Genomic DNA, 21,914 nt, shown 5'->3' with positions numbered 1-21,914 from the left:
GTCTCGTCTGGCCTGCTAGACGGCTTTCCGCACACGGAGTGTGCGGGCCACTTCGAAGTGACCTCTTCGACAAGCCAATCTGACAACTCAACAGGTCATCTTGCCATGGAACATCCACGGCACGTTGGGACAACGTGCCCTACCTGCCCATGGTCCCCAAGCTCCGAGATGCGGCAGACTCTGCGATGAAGAGCGAGGCATATCGTCCTGGGAACTCCTCATACCCAGACACAAAAAACCCAGAGAAGAGGGCTCTTTTCTGGGTTGTTGAATCCAAGGTTAGCCAAACAAACTTGGCGATTATTTACCCCCCGCAGCTTCCATGCGGAGCTGTTCCAGACGGGACAGGGGTTTTGGGGGAGCGGCGGCGGCTTTGGGAGCTTCCTTCGGTTTGTTCTCAGCGACCACAGCCGGTTTGGCCACCACTTTACGTGGGGCATCAATGCGCAGGGTGGAACCGAGAGCCACACGATGGGTGGTGGTGCCGCCTTCAACAGGGATCTCAACACGCACGAAAAGGTTGGCCTGCTTGCCGACCGGGGATTTGTCGGTCGTCTTCACTTTGAAGGCCACTTCCTTGGTGTCTTTGGTGATCTTGGCGGTCTCGATCGGGATGGTCTCTGGCACACCGACGATGGAAGCCACCGCTTCACCTTCGAAGGGCTTCAGATTCTCCATCTTGGCCACCATGATGGTTTCCTGGCCCTGCTCCACAGCGACGAGCGGGATGGCGGGGGCATTGACATAGGCCGGGGTGGTGGTCACTTCACAGAAGGGTGAGGCGTTGTAGATACGGCCATTGCCTGCATCGGCCTCCCCCATGACCACAAAGTTCCAGGTACCCGCCGGGACATTACCACTGGCATCCAGCACAAAGGTGCACTCGTTTTGCCCTTCAGGAATGGTTTGCTCACCGAGGGTGCTGATGCCATTCGGCTTCCAGACCATGAGCACACGGATGGGGGCTTTGAAGCCTTCTTTGCGCTTGGCGACGACGCGCAGGTTCAGCAAGCCCACATTAACGAGTGGAACCTTGGGTTTTTCGATCTCGAGGGAATAAGGCGCTTCTTCCACCACGGCCACCGGCAGCTTGTCCTGGAACTCCGTGAGGTAAACCACGTTCCCTTGGCGGACGACATCGAACTCCTGACGCATCTGCCCGACGACCTTCACATTGGGGTCCAGGGCGGTGAGCTTCACCGGTACCGTGGCATGACCGAGGGGTGCATCAGGCGCAGCTTCAAAGACCAGCGGCATGCCGGGTTGATCCTTCGGAGCCACATCCGTGAGCAGCTTTACCCCTTGAGGCATCCCGGGCGCTTCAAATTTGAAGTCTCCGCCGACGTTGCTGCGGGAGAAGTTTTCCAACAACGCCATGCGCCCGCCGCGAGGGATGGCGATGAACTGGCGATAGTGGGAATCGTTCACCGAATAGTGCGGAGAAGCGAAGGTCAGCTCAGGCTGGCTGGCCACCATCTCGATGCGATACACGTAGTTAGGCCCACCACGCTCCAGGTGATCGGAAACACGCACGAAGTAATTTCCATCGGCAGGCACTTTGAAGACCTGCTTGCTATCTAAACGGCGCCGACCACCGCCATCGTCATTGCTACCGACGTTACCGCCTTTTTCATTGTAGATGATGATGACGCTATCCAGGGGGGAACCCAGGCTCTGCGCATAGGCTTGGAGCACGACCTGCTGATCTTTCTTCAAGGCGATTTTGAAAACATCGACATCTCCAGGCGTCTCAATGATGCCGTTGAGCGCTACCGGCTCACCGGTGGTCACCACGGTGGCGGATTTGAAATCATTGTTAGGCTCCACTTCCAAGGAGTTGCCATACGGCACGAGGCGGAAGGGATTACCGGAGGGAGCGGCCTCGGCACCTTTGGAAAACAAGGCAAAGTTAGGATCTTCAACATCAGGCAGCTTCACATCCTCTTCAAAGGAACCTGCGGCATCGATGAAGCGCACCTTGGTCGTGCTGCCCAGCGCCCCCCCGGCTGGATAAACGACATCTGAGCGGCGGAAGCTGCCCACGTGCAGGCGGTAGAAGCTGGTGTTACCACCACGATACGAGGAATCCCGCACCATGATGTAATAGTCACCATCATAGTCAGCCACATAGGAGCAATAGCCGTCCTGACGGTGCAGGATGGTGTCATCCGAGAAGGCCTTTTCAAAGCGGTCCTTGTCCAAGATGGCGACGTAGGGATCAAAAACGGTGTAACCCAGACGCAGGCCATCCACCTCCAGGCTGATGCGCTGCCCCTTTTTCACCGTGACCTTGTAGTAGTCCACATCTTCACTGGTAATCAGTCCTTCGATGGTCTGGTTCATCTCGATGGTCTGAGCCGTGTCGATCTGAGAGTTGGGCTCTTTATCCTCCACATTCGGATACGGCCCGACAAAGAACTGACGGCCATGAGAGACACCACTGCGGGTGCGCACGCGGAAGAGGTGATTCCCCAGTTCCACATTGGGCGCGACCGCGACAGTCACTTCCACTTTGTTATTCTCCACTTTTTCCACGCTCTTCTGCGTGAAGCCTGGGGAGAAGAAGATGAGACTTTCGAAATCATTGAGCCGATTGCCGGTGAGGGTCAGTTTCACCTCCGAGCCACGCTGAGCTCCATTCGGCTTCAGGGTGTTAAATTCCGGGTAGGCGGCATGCACCGAGGCGGCTCCGAGAAGCGACATCGAAAGCAGGGTGGCGAGAGAGCGGAGGTTCATGAGGAAAAATAGCGACGGGACTTACTACGGAGTCAAAAAGAGGCTTTTTAACAGAAAAGCATCATGGTTAGGCCTCACCCCTCTCAAGAAGAAGGCGGTGTGGAGTGTCTCCACACCGCCCGAAAAGGGTCTAAACCTGTGAGATCGGTCAGGCGATCAACTCATTCATGATGCGGCCACCATTGACGATGTCCACGGGGCGACCGCCATCCGACATGATGCGTTTTTCACCATTGATGCCGAGGAGACGATACATGGTCTTAGCGAGATCTTCAGGGCCCACAGCGTCGCGATCAGGCTCACCACCGAGGGCATCCGATGCCCCGTGGATGTAACCTTCCTTCACGCCACCGCCAGCCATCGCCACGGAGAAGACACGTGGCCAGTGGTCACGGCCATTGGTGCCGTTGATCTTCGGCGTGCGGCCAAATTCAGAACTGACGAGCACCAGGGTGCGCTTCAGCATGCCCCGCTCTTCCAGGTCGGTGATGAGGCGGGCAAAGGCCATGTCGAACTCAGGCGCTTGGCGATCAAAGGAGCCTTTGATATTGCTGTGGTGGTCCCAGCTACCGAAGTTCACCGACACCATGCGCACGCCAGCTTCCACCAGACGGCGGGCGAGCAAGAAACGCTGACCGGCGCTGTTACGACCGTATTCATCACGCAGCTTAGCGGTTTCTTTATTCAGGTCGAAAGCTTCACGAGCTTGGCTGCTGCTGATCAGGCCATAGGCGGACTGATAAAAGCTATCCATGGCACTGATGGAATCCGCCTTTTCGACGGTGCGGAAGTGCTCATCCACGGTGCTCAGCAGGGAGCGGCGACGGTCAAAGCGTTTGTCGTCGATATCTTTCGGCGTCAACAGGTCACGCACCGTGAAGTTCTTATCCGCCGGGTCACTCCCCAGAGCGAAAGGCCCGTAGGCGCTGCTCATGTAGCCGGTGCCCTGGTCAGGCGCGAACACGTTGGGCACCGCCACATAAGGAGGCAGGTTATTGCGTGAGCCCTGCTCATGGGAAATCACGGAACCGAAGCTAGGGAACTTGATCGCCGGGCTGGGGCGATACCCGGTGAACATATTATGTGTGCCACGCTCATGAGCTGCCTCACCGTGAGTCATGCTGCGGATCACCGTCAGCTTGTTCATGATCTTGGCGATCTTCTGGAACTTCTCGCCCACATACTCCCCTGGGATGGAGGTCTTGATCGGGGTATAAGGGCCACGATAGTCTGGGGAAGCGAACGGCTTCGGATCCCACGACTCATGCTGTGCCATCCCACCTGGCAGGTAGATGTGGATGATGGAATCCGCGATCGGCTTGAAGCTTTCGACATCTGGAATGGCCTGAGAAGCCTGGAGACGAAGCAGATTTGGCAACGTCAAGCCGAGCCCGCCCATCATGCCGACATAAAGAAAGTCGCGACGACTGGCTCCGACACGGAGATCAATGTGATTGCCTTGACAATGAGGGTGCATTTTCATATGCGGGAGGGGCGAGGGGTTTAAACTGTCCGTTGGGAATTACGCCCCCTAAATTGGCTTCTTGCAGATTCGGAAAAAGTTTTTTCTGAACAACTTTTGCCCATCATTCACCACCAAAGCTCGCTCCTAGTTCGGATTGGCGACGCTTAACGATCTGCTCAAAATCCACCGGCCGAGAGAACATCGGCGCCACGGCTTGCTGTTTATGAGCCGATGTGGGCAAGCCCTCCGTGGGCGTCACCAAGGCCTCGGGAGCTGCGACAGCTTCCTCGGGCAAGGCACGGGCAGCGGGCTCTCCCGGAGCGCGGTTCCAACTGGAAAAAATGCTCCAGACCGTCGCGATGACGACCAAGGCCGCCACCGTAGCTGCCCCATAAATGAGCCGCCGCTTCGCCCTGATCAACTCAGGGTCTGCCCGCATGCGATCAAAAGCCTCCCCTTTGAAAGCCCGCTGTTCAAACATGTCCTGCTTGGGGGCAGGCGCATCGGACGCAGGAGCATCTGCCACTAACAACGCTTTACGCTTCACTCCTGAAGCACGCTCCGCCACCTGCAGCATCAGCGGTTGCTGGCAGGCAGGACAAGGCCGCGACCGGGCGACTGAAGTCACCTGAATCTGAACAGCGGCCTCGCAATGCGGGCATTTGATAGAAACCAAAGGCATTGAGGGAAGGAATACGGGGGGGAAGGCCGCTACATATGCCAGGAATTCAAATTCCTGGCAACTCAGGAAAACCTTTATTGATGCGGACTTCCCCTAATCCTACACAGCAGCGCCTTTTTCAGGAGCGTCACCAGTCCACCGTCATGCTCAAAGAGAAGCCAATCCCGGTCTTGCGCGTCGAATAGGTGGGCTTTCCTTGGTTGTTATAATAGCGTGTCAACTCGGCATTCAAGACGTTCTGCGCACGTAGGCTGACCCTACTGTTTTTGGTCATGCGATAAGTGACGCCGAGGTCTAAAGTGGTGAATGGCTCCTGAAAGACATCAGGATCTTCCGGCCGCCCCCCTACAGCGTAAAGCTGAGGTCCGGTGACGTTCAGGAAGGCTCCATACGACAAGGGGAACTCGGGATTGTCATACGTGAGGTTAAAGTTGAAAATGTAATCGGGCTGCCCCTGAAGACGGCGGCTACGGCCGAAAAGACTGGGCACTGTCAGCGGATTGCCGTTGGAATCCGTCCCTGTCGTCACAAACTCAGGTCTCGTCGCCTGCGATTGAATGTAGGAATAGTTGGCTCCGATGGCGAAGTGCTTCAGTTCATCCGTAATGAAGCTGAGATCACGCTGGAACTCGAGTTCTAGGCCATACACCGATCCTTTCTCGGTATTCACGTAGCGAACAACGTCTCCCGAAGTGCCGCTCTCCTGTGAGAGTTCGATGGGTTTGTCGATCTGCTTGGCAAAGAAACTCACGCCGATCAAACTGCCTGCTGAGGGGAACCACTCCCAACGCACATCGTAGTTCATGATGGTGGACATTTCTAAATCCACATTTCCCACGAACAAGTCTCCTGACTCCACATTCAAGAACACCACGGGAGCCATTTCCTTGAACGAAGGCCGAGCGACGGTGCGTGATATGGCTGAGCGCACGCGCATAGTCTCCGTCATGTCCCAATTCACCGACATCGCCGGTAGGAAATGCTGTTCCTGGATGGACGCCCGACTCCGCGCAAGAATACGGGGGTCATTTTGAGCAGCAACATCACCGTTGAAAGCCGCATTCACCAATTGGCGCATGGTGTCATCGGGACCCAGGCGGTCAATATCACTCAAGAGAGCAAAGCGAAGAAACTCGTCTGGATACTGATAAATGGGGGAAGATTGAATTTTGATATCCGTCGATTCCACGCGCCCCCCTAACGTAATGTTTAGACTCGGGCCGAGATCGAATTCCAAAGCTGCATAACCTGCCGCGATCATTTGGGAGGCGTTGTAAAACTCCACTCCATTCGCCCGATAAAGGTAATTGAATTGGTTAACGCTATTGAAGGGTGCGTTATTTGGGATGCCATCCAGATCGACACCCACTGGCTGGTTACCTATCAAAAACACATCTCCCCAAGTCGCCCCAGGAAAACCGGGTTTCGCCAGCGAAGGAAACTCATTGTTCTGCGCACCGCGGTTATACACGAACGAGTCCGCCCGATATTCACGATCGGAGTAATCCAGCAATCCACCGAATTTGACCCGGACTTTTTCGCCGTCCACACCTTCAAACATGTCCGAAGCAACGTCCAGGCGGGCTGAATAGTTTTCATCGTGTAACTCACGCCAGAGGCGCTGGAACTCAGGCACCGTCGGGTTCCCAGGAACAGGGCGGTAGATTCCCACCACGCCATTGGCATTCGGCACTGGATTTGAAAGGTCCAGAATACCGCGCACGAAGCGGTGATCGGGCTCTAACTGAGACGACTGGTTATAAGCGACCGCCCAGTTCACGTCCAGATTCTTGCCATTAATGTCGGACTTATGCTTACCCGCTAATTGCCACACTTTCAGCTCACGCTCTGTGTAAGCGAGAGATTCACGATAGTCGCGATCCGTCGCCGCAAACTGGTTGATGTCGAGTAAGCCTTCCTGAAGCGTCGCACGATCTTCCGCGATGCGGTTGAAGAAATAGGTAAAGACGATTTCGTCATCCTCATCAGGCTCGATACCCGCAGCCACGAGCAAACCTGCACGCATCGTCTCCTGCCCCGAACGGATGGTGGAAAGACGTTTCAGCACCTGCACCTCACCTGTGGAGGGATCAAATTGATAACGTCCCACGAGATCGTCATCACTATAAACATACTTCTTCGAGTAATCCAAAGCGACTGTCACGCCCGCGGGAGCGCCCATAAACTCCCCGCGATGGCCCATGCTGGCCTCTAGGGTGAAGTCCACCGGTGCAGACACCTCTTGAGTGCCCATGACAGGGCTTAAGCTATTATTGACGCGCTGGCGGAACATTCGGTCTGGGCTATCTGGGCGGCTGGCACCGTCCATGGCAGGCAAAGATGAACCTTTGATAAAGTCAGGTAGTTTGCGTGAATCCGCCGTGCCAAACATACCCGTCCCGCCGCCTTTGTAGGAGAGGAATTTATCGTTGCCAGTGGATTGGGTGTTGTAGCCTGTGCCTGCTTTGAATTTGACGAAATCCTCATCCGGCACCGCTTTCGTAATGATGTTGATGGTTCCGCCCGTCGATTCACCATTGAGATCAGGAACGAAAGTCTTGCTGGTGCGGATATCCTCAATGACGGCGCTTGGAAACAAGTCCAGGGCTACAGCGCGGCGGTCCGGGTCAGAACTCGGCACGCGGAGAGAGTTGAGGTTCACGACATTGTAACGGTCATTAAGACCACGCACGACGACGAACTTACCATCCGCCACATTGACGCCAGTCGTTTTTGCCAACAGCTTTGAGGCGTCGCTGGCACCCGTCTGCGCAATGAATTTGGCACCCAACACGTCCGTGAAACTCTTCATTTCCGAGCGCAGCGTCAATGCCGCCGCCGTGGAGTTCGTGTCCACCAACTCCTCGGAGGAGACGACAAATTCATCCAGCTCAACAATCTCGGCCGTCAAACCTAGAGACACTTCAGCCACACTGCCAGAGGAAACCACGACATCAGCCCGCCGCTCGCGAATATACCCGCCAGCGGAAGCGAGCACGGTGTATTGTCCAGGCTTCAGGTCATTGATGAAAAAGTTCCCACTATCATCGGTCTGGGTTGTGTAGCCCGTGCCTTCCAACTGAATGCTGACCGCCGGAATCGGGACGTAAAAATCCGCATCCTGCACGCTTCCACGCAAAGCACCGTTCGCTTCTTGCGCCGAGAGCACAGATGCCCACGCTAGCGAACAACCTAACAAAAAACAGGCAATCCAGCCCATCCTCATGTTTGATACAAAGCCGACTGATCTCATGCCTTATTGCGCCACCTCCGCCGTTGCCTGACTGAAAAACTTGGAAATCTGGGCGGGCATCGCACGCCCCGCCTCAGAAAAATACAGGCAGACTCGCACTTCCGCCTCGGCACGCGCCCGAGGATGCTTGTAGGAAGCTCCAGCCTTCAGCGCCGCCAGCAGAAGATCATCCGCCTCCTGGACCTGGCCCAGCTTTTCATGCTGATGAGCGATGGCCAAATAAGCCGCAGGCGCTTCCAGGACAAAGACTTTCGCCATGCTTTCCTCAGCCTGCTTGAGCCACTCTTGAGCCTGATCGTTTTGCTGCCATGCAAGGAGAACCCCCACTGCATCGGTCATAAAAATGGGCTTCCAGTCCGCCCCATCACCATAAGCCTCACAGCACTTCAGAAACAGATTCAGGCTTTTTTTTGCAAGTTGCTCCTGCCCTCCCATCCGAGCGACACGAGCCAAGTCCAGCAAGACACGCTGTGCATTCGGCAATCCGTTCTGTACTGACATCATACCAATCTCTTCCAAAAAGGCTTTGCCCAAGTCAGGTTCCCCGTTCACAAACTGCTGCTCAGCGCAGGCTAACAAAAAGCGCGCGCGCCGCTCATCTTCGCCCTGATCCGGCACCGACACCAGGCGACGTTTCGCATCCAGAAGCTTGATCGCAGGCACCAATCCCTGCATGTGGAGTTCCGTCTCCAAGCTCAACAAAGAAAGACGACCGAGTTTTCCCATCTCTGCGTCTCCCTGTGTCTTTCTGCCGAGATGATAAAGAGCCAAGATGCATTGGCTGCGCAGATTTTCAGCGGATAGACCGCTCATCTGATCCACCTGTTTCAGAGCAGCGATCAAATGGGGCTCAGTCTTATCTGCCTGATGCAGGCGAGCGTAGTGAAGGGCCAACAAGGCATGGGCTTGGGCGCTCCCGTAACCAGGCAGACGATCCACGAGATACTCCGCCTCCTCGATCTGCCCCTTTTTTACATATCCTTGGATGATCTGTAGCATCCAGTGATTGTAAGCAGAGACGTCACTCGCCAATTCGACCGCGTAAGTCTCAGCCTGTCTCAACAGATCGTGAGGGTCGCCGGGTCTGGTTTTTTGGTGTTTCTGAGACTCCTCCACCAAACGATTGACCAAAGCCTCTGTGGATGACAACTCTTTGGCAGTGGCATTCCCCACTCCAGTGACGAAGCACACCAGTGTCATGCCGCAGTGCAAGTGACGAAAAACTCGACGCCAACAAGGAATTTCAGAAGGGGAGGGGTTGACCATAGAACCGGCCGTGAGTTCTCTGCTCATGGCAAGTTCGATTAGTGCTTCGCCTTCCCCATCAAGAAACTCGATTTAGGTGACAAAACAGTCACCTAACCCTCTTTCGGACGGCTCAATGTAGCAGTCTGGTTGCATTATCCGGGGAGACTGGGTCACTAAAGCTCGGCATGTCGCAGTTTTGTGACATCTCAGACACACCGCAGCAAGCTTTCTCAGAATTGTGATTCAGGAGGGTTTCGAAGTGTAGCAACCGTTATGCCCGTTACTGCGATCAAAGATACGCCCCCAGTTCTCTAACGACAGATGCATCAGCCTCGGGCGGCTTCAGGATCGAAGCCAGCTCCAAGACTCACCTGCTTCATATCATTCTTCCGACACCTCATCTAAAGAACAAAATGGGGTGGTCCATCAGGACCACCCCATCCAGGATCAATATGCTCTGGCGAGCTTCACGACTCGCTTACTGAGGAATCACGCGATAGAGAATCGGGGAACCAGTGTAGGTGTAGTCTGCGTCCGTTACAGTGATAGAACCCGCAGCACCATTGCTGTCAGCCAGCACCAGATGAGGTTCATCTTCAGCTGAACCGTCCTGCACGGTGCCAATCGGCGTCCAAGCGCGACCATCGATAGAGCGCTCAATCACGTACAACACAGCGTCGCCAGCAGCCACGTCGCTTAGATCAGCATTGAAGGACAGCGAGACCTGATCACCAGCCACGCTGATTTCGACGCGAGGACGAGCCACGTTGGTCGTCGTCATCATCTCAACAGCGTGAGTCCAGCTCCAGCCGAACAGCCAGTTGTTGTCACGCATCGCCCCGTGATAACGCACCGGAGAGAAGAATCCGGTCACTCCCGGGCGACTAGGCAGAGCCAGCGTCAGATCACGAGCCACGCTGTTAGGAGCGTCATCACGGACCAGACGTGGATCAAGGCCATTTTTGACCAAGTGGCCCTTGCCACGAAGCTGAGTCGAAGCAGCAGCGCTCACACCGGTCAGATCGTTGGCAACGCCAGCACCCGATTGAAGAGTGCCGATATTGAAGTAGTAGAAGTTATTGACGTCAGCTGTCGTGCCCACCGGAGTGGTGGAGGCGTTACCGATGAAGATGAGGGGACCGTCGCCACTGCCACCGCCGCCGATGTCTTCAGCCACGCCGTGTGAGAACAGGCCGGAAGCACCTTTGAGGATGTGGATCGCACTATCCTGTGCGGCAGGAGTCGCGAAGTTAGCTCCTTTGTTACCGATCAGAGTCACGCTGTAAATGTAAGCGTTGGTCTGTGGAGTCACAGTCGAGTTATCGGGTTCAGAACCGTCCCACTCAAACATCTTATCACTGACGGCGAAGCTATTACGACCCACGGGAGTGCCGTCCGAATCACCGCCAAAACCGCTGCGATTGTAACTCTCATTGTCATTGATCGCAAACAGATGCTGAAGGTTACCGGAAAACCCGAAATCACCATCGAAGCAGTCATCACCGTTCACCACGGAGGCGAGATAACGAGCATTGATGTAACCACCGAACCACTCGAAACCATCGTCGGCATTCTGAGCCACCTCTTGGAACTCCATCACGGTTCCACGGCCCACACCGCCCATGGTCACACCATTGATCTCATTGTTGCTGGCGATGTTGAAACCGCCGTAACGATGAGACCAGAAGCGAATAACACCACTGCTGTCATCTTCGTCCACACCGCCAAAAAAGCCAAGATTGAAGGTGGTGCTCGGAGCAAAGACGGAACCTTCACCATCGGCATCAAATGCCTCAGCAAGGGTCACTGTGGTCGAGGTAAGGCCTTCAATCAGAGCAAAGCCGGTGCCATTTCCCGTAGCTGTGGTAAACACAGTCGGGTAAGCGATGTTATCGCCGCTGTGGGTGTTTCCATCCCATTGAATGTTGTTGGTATCGCCGTCGCGGTCATAACCAAGCGGCGTGCGACCCAGCATAACGAGACCACCGCACTCTTTGGAGTAAGCAAAGGCATTTCCGCCCGGGCTACCGCTGAGGCTGAAATCCTGCTGAGGTACCTCTACCACGCCGTTTTGACCAGTGATGAAGGCTGGGATGGTATTGACACCACCAGGCACATGAGGGTCATCCAAGCAGGTGAAGATAATAGGATCATCTGCGGTAGCATTCCCGATGATTTTGGCACCGCGGGTCACGATAATCGAGCCAGGGTTATTGGTAAAACCAGTCACCGAGGCCTTAGCACCACGGATGACGGTGCCAGGTTCAACAGTCAGCTTAGCCGGAGGCAGAACGTAAACGATCTGAGTGACCACATACACGTTATCACGCGTCCAACGCGTATCAGAGGAGATGTTGGAACTCACCTCGATGATATCAGCACGCGCGGTGCTGAAGGCACAGCCAAGGACCGCGCAAGCGAGGCCGAGGGCTTTGAATTTAGGTAGCTTCATATCTTTAAATTTGGGATTCTTCGTCTGTAGGGACTCTCGGATTAGTAATGGCAGGGAGGTGGCGGAGGTGCCGAAGGCAGCCCCAGTGACATGACGCCCGAGAAGATCGGGGACGTTTTGGAAGGATCTTCCGCCAGCAGGTAATAACCAGCACCGACAGATTGGTTGCCTTGTGGGATGACCACGCCTTCGAACTTGGTCGAGCGCTTGTCAGCCAGCGAGAAGCTACCCGTGATCAGACCCGTCTTGGCGTTGATAGCCAGCTTGGTCTTGCCGCTATTGGTGCCGATCGTCAGCTTGAAGTTATCAAGCAGAGTGATGGCGGCCTCAGCAGCCTCAGCATCTTCTTCCAGACCACGCAGGAAACTCAGTTGAGTCACACTGTTAGCCGTCGCATTCAGATGCACCTTGGAGGCTGGATAAGTATATGCACCACCAGAGATCAGCATCAGGCCTTCTTCGGTCAGGTCAAAACCTGCCGCATAGGTGCGCTGTTTGACAGAAGGATCGGCCGGACGAAGTTGGCTGGCATCGCCCTCAATGAGTTTATCCTCATCGATCACCAAGCGCCCCAAGATGGAACCTTTCTTAACCGTTTTGTAGAGTGTCTGATAGATGAAGACGTCTCCACTTGGGCTCAGGAAGGAAGAGGTCGTGTAAGCCTCACCATCCGCCGTTTTACCTTTGACGCTCAGTCTGCCATCAGCGGCCACGGTGAAGATGCCGTAACCAGCGCCCTGAGGCAGAGTCTCATCAGTCAAGAGATCGTCATTCTCTTCATCCAGTTCGATGACGAAGTTATATTGGCCCAGATACTCTGTAGGTTCCGCCGTCTTCTTCTTGTAGATGTTGCGGTAGCCATCGAACACGACGTCGTCACCGGGGATCGGCTCACCAGACTCCGAGGAAGAACTAAGGTAACCGTTGATCAGATCTCCGTCGATCTCGATACCGAGATAGAGAGGAGGCAGATTGCTCGGACGCACGATCACGAACTCCGTGCTGGGCAGCTCACCATCCATTTCGATGAAGCCTTTGACTGGCAACACCATGGCCCCCAGGAACAGCTTACCAGAGATAGCACCGGTGGTGGTGACCGTCATTTCGAAACGACCGCCCAACTCAGCACCATAGATGCTGGAGCCCACGTTACGAGAAATTGGCCCCACATAAGAACCGGCCAAACCAATCAGGTCTTCGGAATTATCGACGCCGATGGACACCGTGCCAGTATCACTCCCCTTGGCGTTGCTCACGGTGAAGGTCACTGTGACATCAGTCGTAGTGACTCGGGACGGACGGCCCGTGATGCGACCGGTTTTGCTATCCAGCTTCAGACCTGCAGGCAGACCTTTGGCGGAATACTTCGTCGGAGAAGCGGATGCTCCACCCAGCACTGGCACCTGATACACGTAGGTGGCTCCCAGGAGAGCGTTAGGCATGAGAGCCAAGGCGGCGTCATCCAGTTCAGGCTGGCCAGTCACCACGTTCAAGGTCTGAATGCCGGAGTTCACCGACGTGCTGCCCACCGTCACTTGGCAATAGTAGTTGCCAGCATCGGCAGGGCCGATGGCCAAAACCGCCAGCTTGGTTGTCTTCACACCTTTGTATTCCACACCATCGGCCAAAGGAGTGGCAGAGCCTTCTTTGAACCACTGATAGGTCGCTCCTTTGCCAGCAATCAGAGCTACAAGAGCAGCCGACTTCGCACCATCTGCAACGACGACCGTGTTGGTCACTTGACTGACCACAACAACTTCGGCCTTGCTGCTCGTCACCGTAGCGGTGCCAGCACCTGGGGCATTGCTCACCGTGAAGGTGTATGCGCCGGCCTGCTTGAGGCTCATGTTGTAAAGCGTGAGGGTCTCAGATTCCGCTCCCGGGATGATGGCGCCTTTTTTCCACTGGAACTTCAGAGTGCCTGGGCCAACAGCGTCAACGCTCAGATTCAGTGTATCCCCTTCAGCGATCACGGTGGACTGCGGCTGGGTAAGAATCACAGGCTTGGTGCCGATCGTGAGAACGTTCGTATTGGAAGCAACATCGGTCGATTCCGAGTTGGACACTAGCACATCATAAGTACCCGTGTCACCCGTCGTCGTGCTTGGGATAACGAATTGGTTGTTCACAGAATCCGTCACCGTCGAAATGACCTGACCATTACGGCGCCATTTGAAGGTGAAAGGTCCGGTCGCAGCACCGACGTTAGCGGTGAAGACAATGGACTCCTCAACATTCACCACCGCCGTCGCTGGGGTGCGAGTCAGGGAGACAGAAGCAATCGCTGCTGGAAGCCCCATCTGGTGAGAAGGCAGATCCGCACCGATGATGGAGCCACCTGCGAGAACACCGATGTGAGCCTGAAGACCAGGAGCATCGGAGTCAGGAGACACGATGGAATCCTGTACCACGGCATCTGGCTGAACCCAGGTCTGAGAGGTGGAAAAGATCGCATGCTCAGTGGAGTTAGCAGGTGTGGTGCTATTCAGCACCCACACATAGATCTTTTTGCCAGCGATGCTGGAATCGTAGGAAACACCTTCGTAGGTGCCGCCTGCGACATAAGTCGTGGCGACCTGATAAAAGCCATCGTTATCATCGACGGACAGATCACCGCTGAAACCGGAGACTTCAGTAAAGGCAGCATCTAGAGCCGCAAAGTCCGAAGCATTCGCTTCGAAATCGAAACCGTCTGGGAAGATACCGAAACGGACTGTGCCAGAGGGCAAACCGCCAGCGACTCCAGGAATGGTCAGACCATTACCCAGGTTACTGGAATAGAGATTGGCAGCTTGGGTGCTGCTAAATGCGCTTACCGCAAGTAGCGCAGAGAATAAGAACTTTTTCATGTGGGAAAATGCGGGGTGATGAGGGGGTTATTGAGGTTACTCGGCGAAGGGCTCTTGGATGACGAGGCCCGCCGCACCCACTTGCTCTTTGAAGAGGATGGATTTCCCGGGGGCGACCAGAGCTGCACCCTGGTTGGAGAGAGGATCTGCAAGTGCGCGCCAGCCTGTGCCGCCAACACCACCGTTTTTGTAGTAGTAGCCTGTCAGCACGCCATCCTGCTCAAGGTAGAGGATGTCGGCATTACCGGGGCCGGTGCCGCCTGTGACAGATGACTCCAGTCCACTCGCAGCCAGAGTCGTGCTCACGCTGAAAGGGTTGTTGATCACCTGGAAGCCGACGCTCACGTTGGAGACTTGGCGACCTGGAAGCTGCTCACCGGAGATGACCAGGTTGGCAGCGCTGCCACCCGCTTTACGAGCCACGAGAACGGCGGTGCCGGGAGCCAACTCAGTAGCTCCAGCATCACCGGAATCTGGAGTGGCGACCGCACGCCATGCGCTGGCAGAGCTGTTGTAGAAATACCCCACCAGTTCACCTTCAGAACCCAGATAAACGATGTCCGCGTTGACAGGGCTTGCGTCAGCCTTCAAGCCGGCGCTGTTCGCGGCCCCAAAGATGGATGCCAGAGTCTTGACCGGATAAATCACGAATTCATCACCGACGTTAGGCGCCACAGCGAGTGCTGCGGTGACATCTTGAGAAGCCTGGGCGCTGATCTTGGAGGTATAACCATAAGCATTGGTGCTGCTTCCAGAAGGGGCGTTACTGCCCGTGCCACGCTGATCCACGCGGCTGGTGATCTTGATGGCGTAAGGCGTCGTTGTCAGATCAGGCAGCGAAGATGGAGACGAGCTCAAAGTGAGCACGTTGCCATTGACGGCGCTAACCGTTCCGCTTGCCACGATGCTGGTGAAGGGGGCGCCCACCAGAGTGGACTTATTGATCGGCAGGTCCACCGTCACCACACCAGTGGTGCGGCTGACCGGCAGCATATTTTCTTGGCCTTGCAGTGAGCTGGCGCTCAGCGCCGCCAATGCCAGCCATCCGAATGGAGAGCTTAGTTTCATTGTCATGGTAGAGGTGGTGGGGTCATGGGGTGCAGGGGTTCTTGTGCACCGTCTCGCGATTTGAACCCACTTCCCCCCCTGCTACAAAAGCTCCACAGCAACACTTTCGTCACCTTTAGACAGTCTGATCCAACCCTTTAGAGCCTAAAGTTGGCATCTCTACTCTCAATAGCATTAGATGTGTAACTTCTTTGTCACATTCAGCCTCTAACACTTCTCATCTGGTTGAAGACCGTGGAATCCACTGGTTCAAATTTACGGGGAAACACGGAGCCAAGATCACCTCCCACACCCCCGCCCTTTTTCAATGTTACCATCGGCCAAAACATGTTCGTTCAAGAGACCCGCAGCCATGATCATTCCTCAGCCCCCACTTAAACACAACTTTTGTTACGCCACAGATTGTGACAATTATGCCATGAGGCAGAACTGTTACTCTACGGCATTTGTCGTCTTCTCCCGGATGGGTTCGTGTGGTGCGTAACGATGAGATGTTTTTTCTTGTCGTTCTCTTGACCAACTCATCCCATGAAAACATCCACCACCCTGTTGGCCAGCGCTTTGCTCGCCTCTGCCGCCTTTGGACAAGGCTTTAAGACCTCGGAGTTCTCCTATCTGACTCCCGCCGCTGGAGCTGATTTCAGCTATGAACCCATCGTCACCGTAGGCGACCGTGTGCCTCTCACTGGTGATGCTGCCAGTGAGTATGCTTTCGTTGGTATCCCTGATGCCATGGGGCTCTACAAAGACAAGGCTACCAACCAGAACATTCTCTTTGTGGCCCATGAAATGCCCAGCGGAACTCACAGCGCCCCGCTGCCCGGCTTGACACGTTTCAAGGGCGCTTTCGTTTCCCGTTACGTTCTCGCTCCGAACGGAGGCATCCTCAGTGGTGCACCTGCTCACGCCAATCTGTTCCTGGAAAATACACAGGTCTCGAACCGCCCTCCTCAGGAAGGTGACACAAACGCTTTCACCCGCTTCTGCTCCGGCTCCTTTGCCAGCCGTGAAAATGGCCTGGACCGCCCGTTCTTCTTTACCAACGAAGAAAGCGCCACAGGTAACTACGATGGTGATGTCAAAGGTTCTCAGACCGTTGCGATTGCCAACGGTAACATGTATACCGTGCCTGATCTAGGTCGTGTCGCCCGCGAGACCACAGCAATCATGCCTCGTCGCGACTCTCTAACGGTGGCCATCTCTACCGAAGACAACGGCTCCCCTTCCTACATCTATATGTATGTGGGACGTAAGCAGATGCGCTCCAAAGTACCGCTGGATCGCAACGGTCTGACCAACGGTAAAATCTATGTTCTTTGCGGTCGGGACGCCCAGCACAATGAAGGCAGCTTTTATACAGGCAGTCTGCCTGTGAGCTGGAGACAAATTCCTAACGGTGCCAATCTCTCCGCAACAGAACTGCTTGCCGCAGCCGATGCCGTGGGAGCCTTTGGCTTCGTGCGAGTTGAAGACACAGAGTTCGATCCCGTCAAACCCACCCGTAGCTTGTTCATCGCCACCACAGGCGGCAGCGGCCCTAACAACCTCGGCCGTCTTTATGAGCTGAAAATGCATCCCACCAACCCAATCGCCAACGGCACGTTAAACGTGGTTTACAACGCAGACCTCATCGTGACGCCTGGCGGTAGCTACAACGGCTATCCCGGCACTCTGAATGCCGCCAACGGCATCACGGGCTCCCTTGGTGTTTACGGTGGCGGGAACATCAATAGCGGGATCAACTACCCCGTCAGTATTGATAATATTGCCGTCTCCAAAGACTTCATCGTCATTTGCGAAGATCGTAACAGCCCCGCTGACGCTGTGTTTGCTAAGTATGCCCGTAACGGAGGGCTGTGGACGCTGAACCGCAAAAACAACTATGCAGCCAAGCTCCAGAGCACCTTTAACTTTGCCGGTGTGGAAGCTCGTGATGCCCACTCCGCCATCACCACCCGTGGTCTATGGGAGACTTCCGGCGTCATTCGTGGCGACGCTATTTTCGGCCCAGGCACCTTCATCGTGAACGTGCAAGCCCACGGGACCAGCGTGACTCCCAACGGTGGCGGCGGAGCTGTGACCTCCATCCGCACCAACATCCCCAAACCGGAAGGTGGCACCTACACTCGTACTGAAGCTATCTCCCTCTTCGCTGAAGACGGCCAGGTCCTGATCATGCGCCCTGCTGCTGAATAATCCGTCGGATCATTTTCAGTTAGGTGACTCATTCCCGGTCAAGCAATCCGCTTGACCGGGAAATGCTTTTTTCAAAGCCCCCTTTTTATCCCAGTCCAATCGATGAAATCCAGCCCTCCCTTCTCTGGCTATGTCTTGGGAGCTGAAGCTCTGGCTCTAGGCATCACCGCCTGTATGACAGGCACGTGGTGGCTACTGCCTTTGGCTGCGACATGCGCCTTATTGAGCAGCATCGCCCTAGGCTATCTGGCCACGGGATTGCTCGTCAGCCTCGGCACAACGGCTGTCTGGGGGTGGACCTGGACTTCTGGAATGGCTCAGGGCAGCCTCGCCACAGTGCATCCGATCACCGCCCTGCTGGTCGGCTCTTCACTCGCTTTCATCAGCATTCTCACCGGCCTCAAACAACGCTCCGCATCTCCCATCCCAGGTTGTCTGACACGCTTGGCTGTCTTTCTGCATTTTCTGACGGCAGGTCTCATGCTTGGCTCTCTTTACCTGCAAGGCTCCTGGCAACTTTGGATCGCTATCGGCTATGCACTCGTCACGGTCATCTTGAGCCTGGATACCCTGCTCCGCCTTCTGGCCAGACTTTACACCCCCCGTCGTCATTGGGCTCATCTTCCTGCGCCAGGAGCTTTCTTTTTTTATCGCTGGTTAGGCCCCGAATGGAAAAGCTGTCTTCCCTCACCCGCCGCCAAGGATGAAGGATTAGAACTTAAACTGGCCGAGATGTGGATGTGGCCTACGGTGCGGCGCTCTCTACCCAGCTTGATCGTCACGATCCTCGCCATCGTTTGGCTACTCACTTGCATTCATGAGCTGCCCATGGGCAGTCAGGGCCTACGCCAACACCTCGGAACCTGGGAAAAGATGGCTTTGGCCCCCGGGCTGCACGGCTCTCTGCCCTGGCCTCTCGGAGGCATCCGCACGGTGGAGACCGATCGCATGCGGGAGGTGGTGCTCGGGTTCCGCGCGGACCCCGGCCAACCCATCCTCTGGGAAAAGACGCACTACGAGGACGAACAGAAGTCCCTCGTGGGTGGTGGCGATGATTTTCTCTCCATCAGCGTCCCAGTTTTCTATCGTGTCCAGGATGCCGCCCTCTTTCTCCGCAGTTCCGGTGATCCTGAGGGCCTGTTGCGTAGCCTCGCACAGCGTGTGCTTCTCAATCTGACGCTCCGTCTCCCGGCACGGGAGATCATGACCGGTTCCCGCGAGAGCCTCAGACACCAGTTTCAGCGAGATCTTCAAGACGCCTTGGATGCCAGCCAAAGTGGCTTGGTCTTGTTGAATGTTTATCTCCGAGACATTCACCCTCCCGTGGGTGTGGCACCGGCATTCCAAGAGGTGATCAGTGCCTTGGAAGAAAAAGAAGCTTTGCTTCATGAAGGAGAGGCCTACCGGCGGGATGTCCTCAGCCGCTCTCAAGGTGATGCCAAAGCGATTCTCGTCACCGCTCAGTCCAACGCAAACAACCGAATCGAGCAGGTGAAAGGCCAAGCGTCACGCTTCGACGACATGCTCACCTCTTGGAAGCAAGCCACCGACTTGTATCAATGGCGCGAAGGTTTTCGTGTGCTGGATGAGACTCTATCCGGAGCTAAAAAGGCCATCTTCGATGCATCCATCCGGGGTGAAATGCCCACGCATATCGATTTGCGTAAGGTGCTCAATCCCGACTTTGTCGATACGGTGCCGCCCAGGCCCCAGAGCTTGGTGCCACGGCCTTCCAAATCCATGGAAGCCTTTGACCTCGACATCGAAGGCTACCTGCGTGCTGACCAAGGGGATGTGCCAGCCCCAGACTTCACCCCGTCCGATGCGGACAACCTCCTGAAAACGGATTTAGGCAAGCCCCTGCAGCCCGAGCTATCTCAACCATGAGTGATACCGATTCTCCCCCCGTTCGCCGTCAACCCATCATGCTTCGGCTGGTCTTGCTAGCCGCAGTTGGGCTCAGTGTCCTCGCCTCCGCATGCGCCTTCATCGTCAGTGAGACTGAGCATGTCCTGATCTTGCGTTTTGGTCGGCCAGATCGCATCATCAGCACTCCTGGATTGTGCCTGCGGTTGCCCGTGCCGATCGAGCGCGTGGTGCGTGTCGATCGCCGACTCCAGCATGCCAGCATTCGTTTGAGCGAGACCCTAACGCGCGATCAACGCAATGTCATTGTTCCAGTCTTCTTCACTTGGCGAGTTGCAGACCCCCTGCGTTTTCATACCGCTGTTCGTGAATTCAACAACGCACAGACGAAACTCGATGCCCTGATCACCAGCGCGCGCAACTCCGTGTTAGGCCAACATGACTTCACCGACCTCCTCATGACGGAAGAAAGTGACAGCTCATTGGCCAAGATGGAGCGTGAGATGCTCGCCCTGGCTTCCGGTGATGCGGCTCAACAGCTCGGCATTGAGCTCATTTCCGCAGGCATCACCCAAATCCAACTCCCCGAAGCGAATACCGAGTCTGTTTTCCGTCGCATGCGAGCCGAGCGTAAACGCGAGGCCACCCAATACCGGGCGGAAGGCCGTGCCAAGACAGCCGAGATGAAAGCTGAAACCGATAAGGAAGCCACACGCATGATCGCCGATGCCAAACGCCAAGCTGAAGAAATGCGCGGCAAAGCCGAAGCCGAAGCTTCCTCCATCTATGCCGCAGCTCATGGCCAGGATCCGCAGTTTTATAAATTCCTGCGGGAGCTCCAAAGCCTGCGCACCGTGGTGGATAAAAACACCACGGTGATCCTCGACACCAGCGTGGCACCTTTTCACTGGCTCAAAGCAAAGGAACCCGGTGCTGTGGCGGACAAACCCACTTCGTCTCCTCCAGCAGCTCCCTCAGCCAGCATCCTGGATCAAACGCCATGAAACCCCGCTCTTCCCAACCTCACTTACGTGACGAAGGGCATTTCGTTGAGGCCCTTTTGCTTTTCCTGAAACAGCTCACGGCTCACGCCCGCTGGGTCTTTGCCGCGTTACTCTTTCTGTATGCCGTTTCCGGCATCCATACCATCCAGCCTCAGCAGACCGCGTTGGTGCGTCGCTTGGGCCGTTTACAGACACACCTCCATGGCCCGGGCCTCTTGGTGGGACTGCCCAAACCCTTTGATGAAATCTTGCTTTTCGAGACAGGAAAAGATACCAGCTTGTCGTTGGATGCCTGGGCTCTGATCGGAACGAAAATCGGTGATCCCGACCAGCCCCTGCAGCTGAGCCAGGAAGAACTGGCCCGGCGCACCAACAGCCGTGAAACCACGGGGGCCGAGTATCCGCAATATGAAAACATGACCCTGAATCCCGTGATTCATGGATATACGTTAACAGCGGATACCAATGTCATTCAGGGGCGTTTCACTCTGCGTTATCGTATCGAAGATCCTTTTCTATTCACCACTGCCGGGGAGGGGATCGACCGCTTGCTGGCCCAACTCAGCTATCGGGCACTTTCAGCACGGCTGGTGGCTCGGCGCATCGATGCTAGCCTGACGGACGACCGCCGAGAGTTGGGAACCGAGACCGCCAAGCTGATCCAAGACGAAGCCACTAGGCTCAATCTCGGCGTCCGTATAACTGGGCTCGATATTCGGGAACTCTCTCCTCCAGCCCAAGTCTTAGCCGCCTTTGAAGAAGTGACGAATGCGCGTCAGCAGGCCAAAACGATGTTTGAAAACGCCCGCCAGTACGATGCTGAAACTCTAGCTAAATATGAAGGCGAAGCCTCGGCCATTCGGTTCCGTGCCGAAGGTTATGCCACAACCCTTGTCGAAGATGCCAGAGGTGAAGCCGCCGCCTTTGTTGCCCTGCTTGAGAACTATCGCGTCAACCCTCAGCTCGTTTCTCAACGCCTGCTGAGAGAGACCTTGGACAGTGTGATGGGCCAGGTGTCGTCGCGCACCCTGCTCCCCGCTCAGCAGGCACGCCCTGCGGTCATCCTCGAACCCGCACCTGAATTCGCCCGATGAA

At 55.6% G+C, this 21,914-nt stretch carries 12 protein-coding genes; 4 read left to right on the top strand and 8 right to left on the bottom strand.

Features of this window, described 5'->3' with window-relative positions; all coding sequences use genetic code 11:
- Nucleotides 1-300 precede the first annotated feature (300 nt).
- The 8 genes from B5D61_RS02150 to B5D61_RS02115 all read right to left on the bottom strand — a co-directional run bounded on the left by B5D61_RS02150 (nt 301) and on the right by B5D61_RS02115 (nt 15,759).
- A complete protein-coding gene (locus B5D61_RS02150) occupies nt 301-2,736 on the bottom strand; it encodes a PPC domain-containing protein (RefSeq protein ID WP_139373008.1) in 2,436 nt (811 codons plus the stop codon).
- Between the two features lie 148 nt (nt 2,737-2,884).
- Nucleotides 2,885-4,219, bottom strand: a complete 1,335-nt coding sequence (locus B5D61_RS02145) for a DUF1501 domain-containing protein (RefSeq protein ID WP_078811638.1) — start codon at nt 4,217-4,219, stop codon at nt 2,885-2,887.
- Between the two features lie 103 nt (nt 4,220-4,322).
- The gene (locus tag B5D61_RS02140) at nt 4,323-4,883 is read right to left on the bottom strand and encodes a hypothetical protein (RefSeq protein ID WP_139373007.1); all 561 of its coding nucleotides are present in this window, start codon (nt 4,881-4,883) and stop codon (nt 4,323-4,325) included.
- A gap of 127 nt (nt 4,884-5,010) precedes the next feature.
- Nucleotides 5,011-8,052 carry a TonB-dependent receptor gene (locus B5D61_RS02135; protein WP_176159178.1) on the bottom strand — a complete coding sequence of 1,014 codons (3,042 nt, stop codon included), beginning with the start codon at nt 8,050-8,052 and terminating at the stop codon, nt 5,011-5,013.
- Nucleotides 8,053-8,139: 87 nt separating this feature from the next.
- Nucleotides 8,140-9,336, bottom strand: coding sequence for a hypothetical protein (locus B5D61_RS02130; protein WP_139373006.1), 1,197 nt, complete (start codon nt 9,334-9,336; stop codon nt 8,140-8,142).
- A gap of 526 nt (nt 9,337-9,862) precedes the next feature.
- The gene (locus B5D61_RS02125; RefSeq protein ID WP_078811634.1) at nt 9,863-11,836 is read right to left on the bottom strand and encodes a hypothetical protein; all 1,974 of its coding nucleotides are present in this window, start codon (nt 11,834-11,836) and stop codon (nt 9,863-9,865) included.
- Nucleotides 11,837-11,877: 41 nt separating this feature from the next.
- On the bottom strand, nt 11,878-14,685 hold the full coding sequence (locus tag B5D61_RS02120; RefSeq protein WP_078811633.1) for an immunoglobulin domain-containing protein: 2,808 nt from the start codon (nt 14,683-14,685) through the stop codon (nt 11,878-11,880).
- 36 nt (nt 14,686-14,721) lie between these two features.
- Nucleotides 14,722-15,759 carry a hypothetical protein gene (locus B5D61_RS02115; RefSeq protein ID WP_139373005.1) on the bottom strand — a complete coding sequence of 346 codons (1,038 nt, stop codon included), beginning with the start codon at nt 15,757-15,759 and terminating at the stop codon, nt 14,722-14,724.
- A gap of 522 nt (nt 15,760-16,281) precedes the next feature.
- On the opposite strand from B5D61_RS02115, the gene B5D61_RS02110 reads away from it, so the two are divergent.
- The 4 genes from B5D61_RS02110 to hflK (B5D61_RS02095) all read left to right on the top strand — a co-directional run bounded on the left by B5D61_RS02110 (nt 16,282) and on the right by hflK (B5D61_RS02095) (nt 21,913).
- Nucleotides 16,282-17,949 carry an alkaline phosphatase PhoX gene (locus B5D61_RS02110; RefSeq protein ID WP_078811631.1) on the top strand — a complete coding sequence of 556 codons (1,668 nt, stop codon included), beginning with the start codon at nt 16,282-16,284 and terminating at the stop codon, nt 17,947-17,949.
- A gap of 102 nt (nt 17,950-18,051) precedes the next feature.
- On the top strand, nt 18,052-19,836 hold the full coding sequence (gene hflK, locus B5D61_RS02105; protein ID WP_078811630.1) for a protease modulator HflK: 1,785 nt from the start codon (nt 18,052-18,054) through the stop codon (nt 19,834-19,836).
- Entirely contained in the window at nt 19,833-20,819 is a 987-nt protein-coding gene (gene hflC / locus B5D61_RS02100) for a protease modulator HflC (protein WP_078811629.1), read from the top strand. The genes hflK (B5D61_RS02105) and hflC overlap by 4 nt, the downstream gene beginning before the upstream one ends.
- A complete protein-coding gene (hflK, locus tag B5D61_RS02095; RefSeq protein WP_078811628.1) occupies nt 20,816-21,913 on the top strand; it encodes a protease modulator HflK in 1,098 nt (365 codons plus the stop codon). Before hflC ends, hflK (B5D61_RS02095) begins: the two co-directional genes overlap by 4 nt.
- The last annotated feature ends 1 nt before the right edge of the window (nt 21,914 follow it).

This window comes from Prosthecobacter debontii (assembly GCF_900167535.1).
Lineage (GTDB): Bacteria > Verrucomicrobiota > Verrucomicrobiia > Verrucomicrobiales > Verrucomicrobiaceae > Prosthecobacter > Prosthecobacter debontii.
Note: the sequence above shows the minus strand (reverse complement) of the source record. Positions and strands in the feature narration are given on the sequence as shown.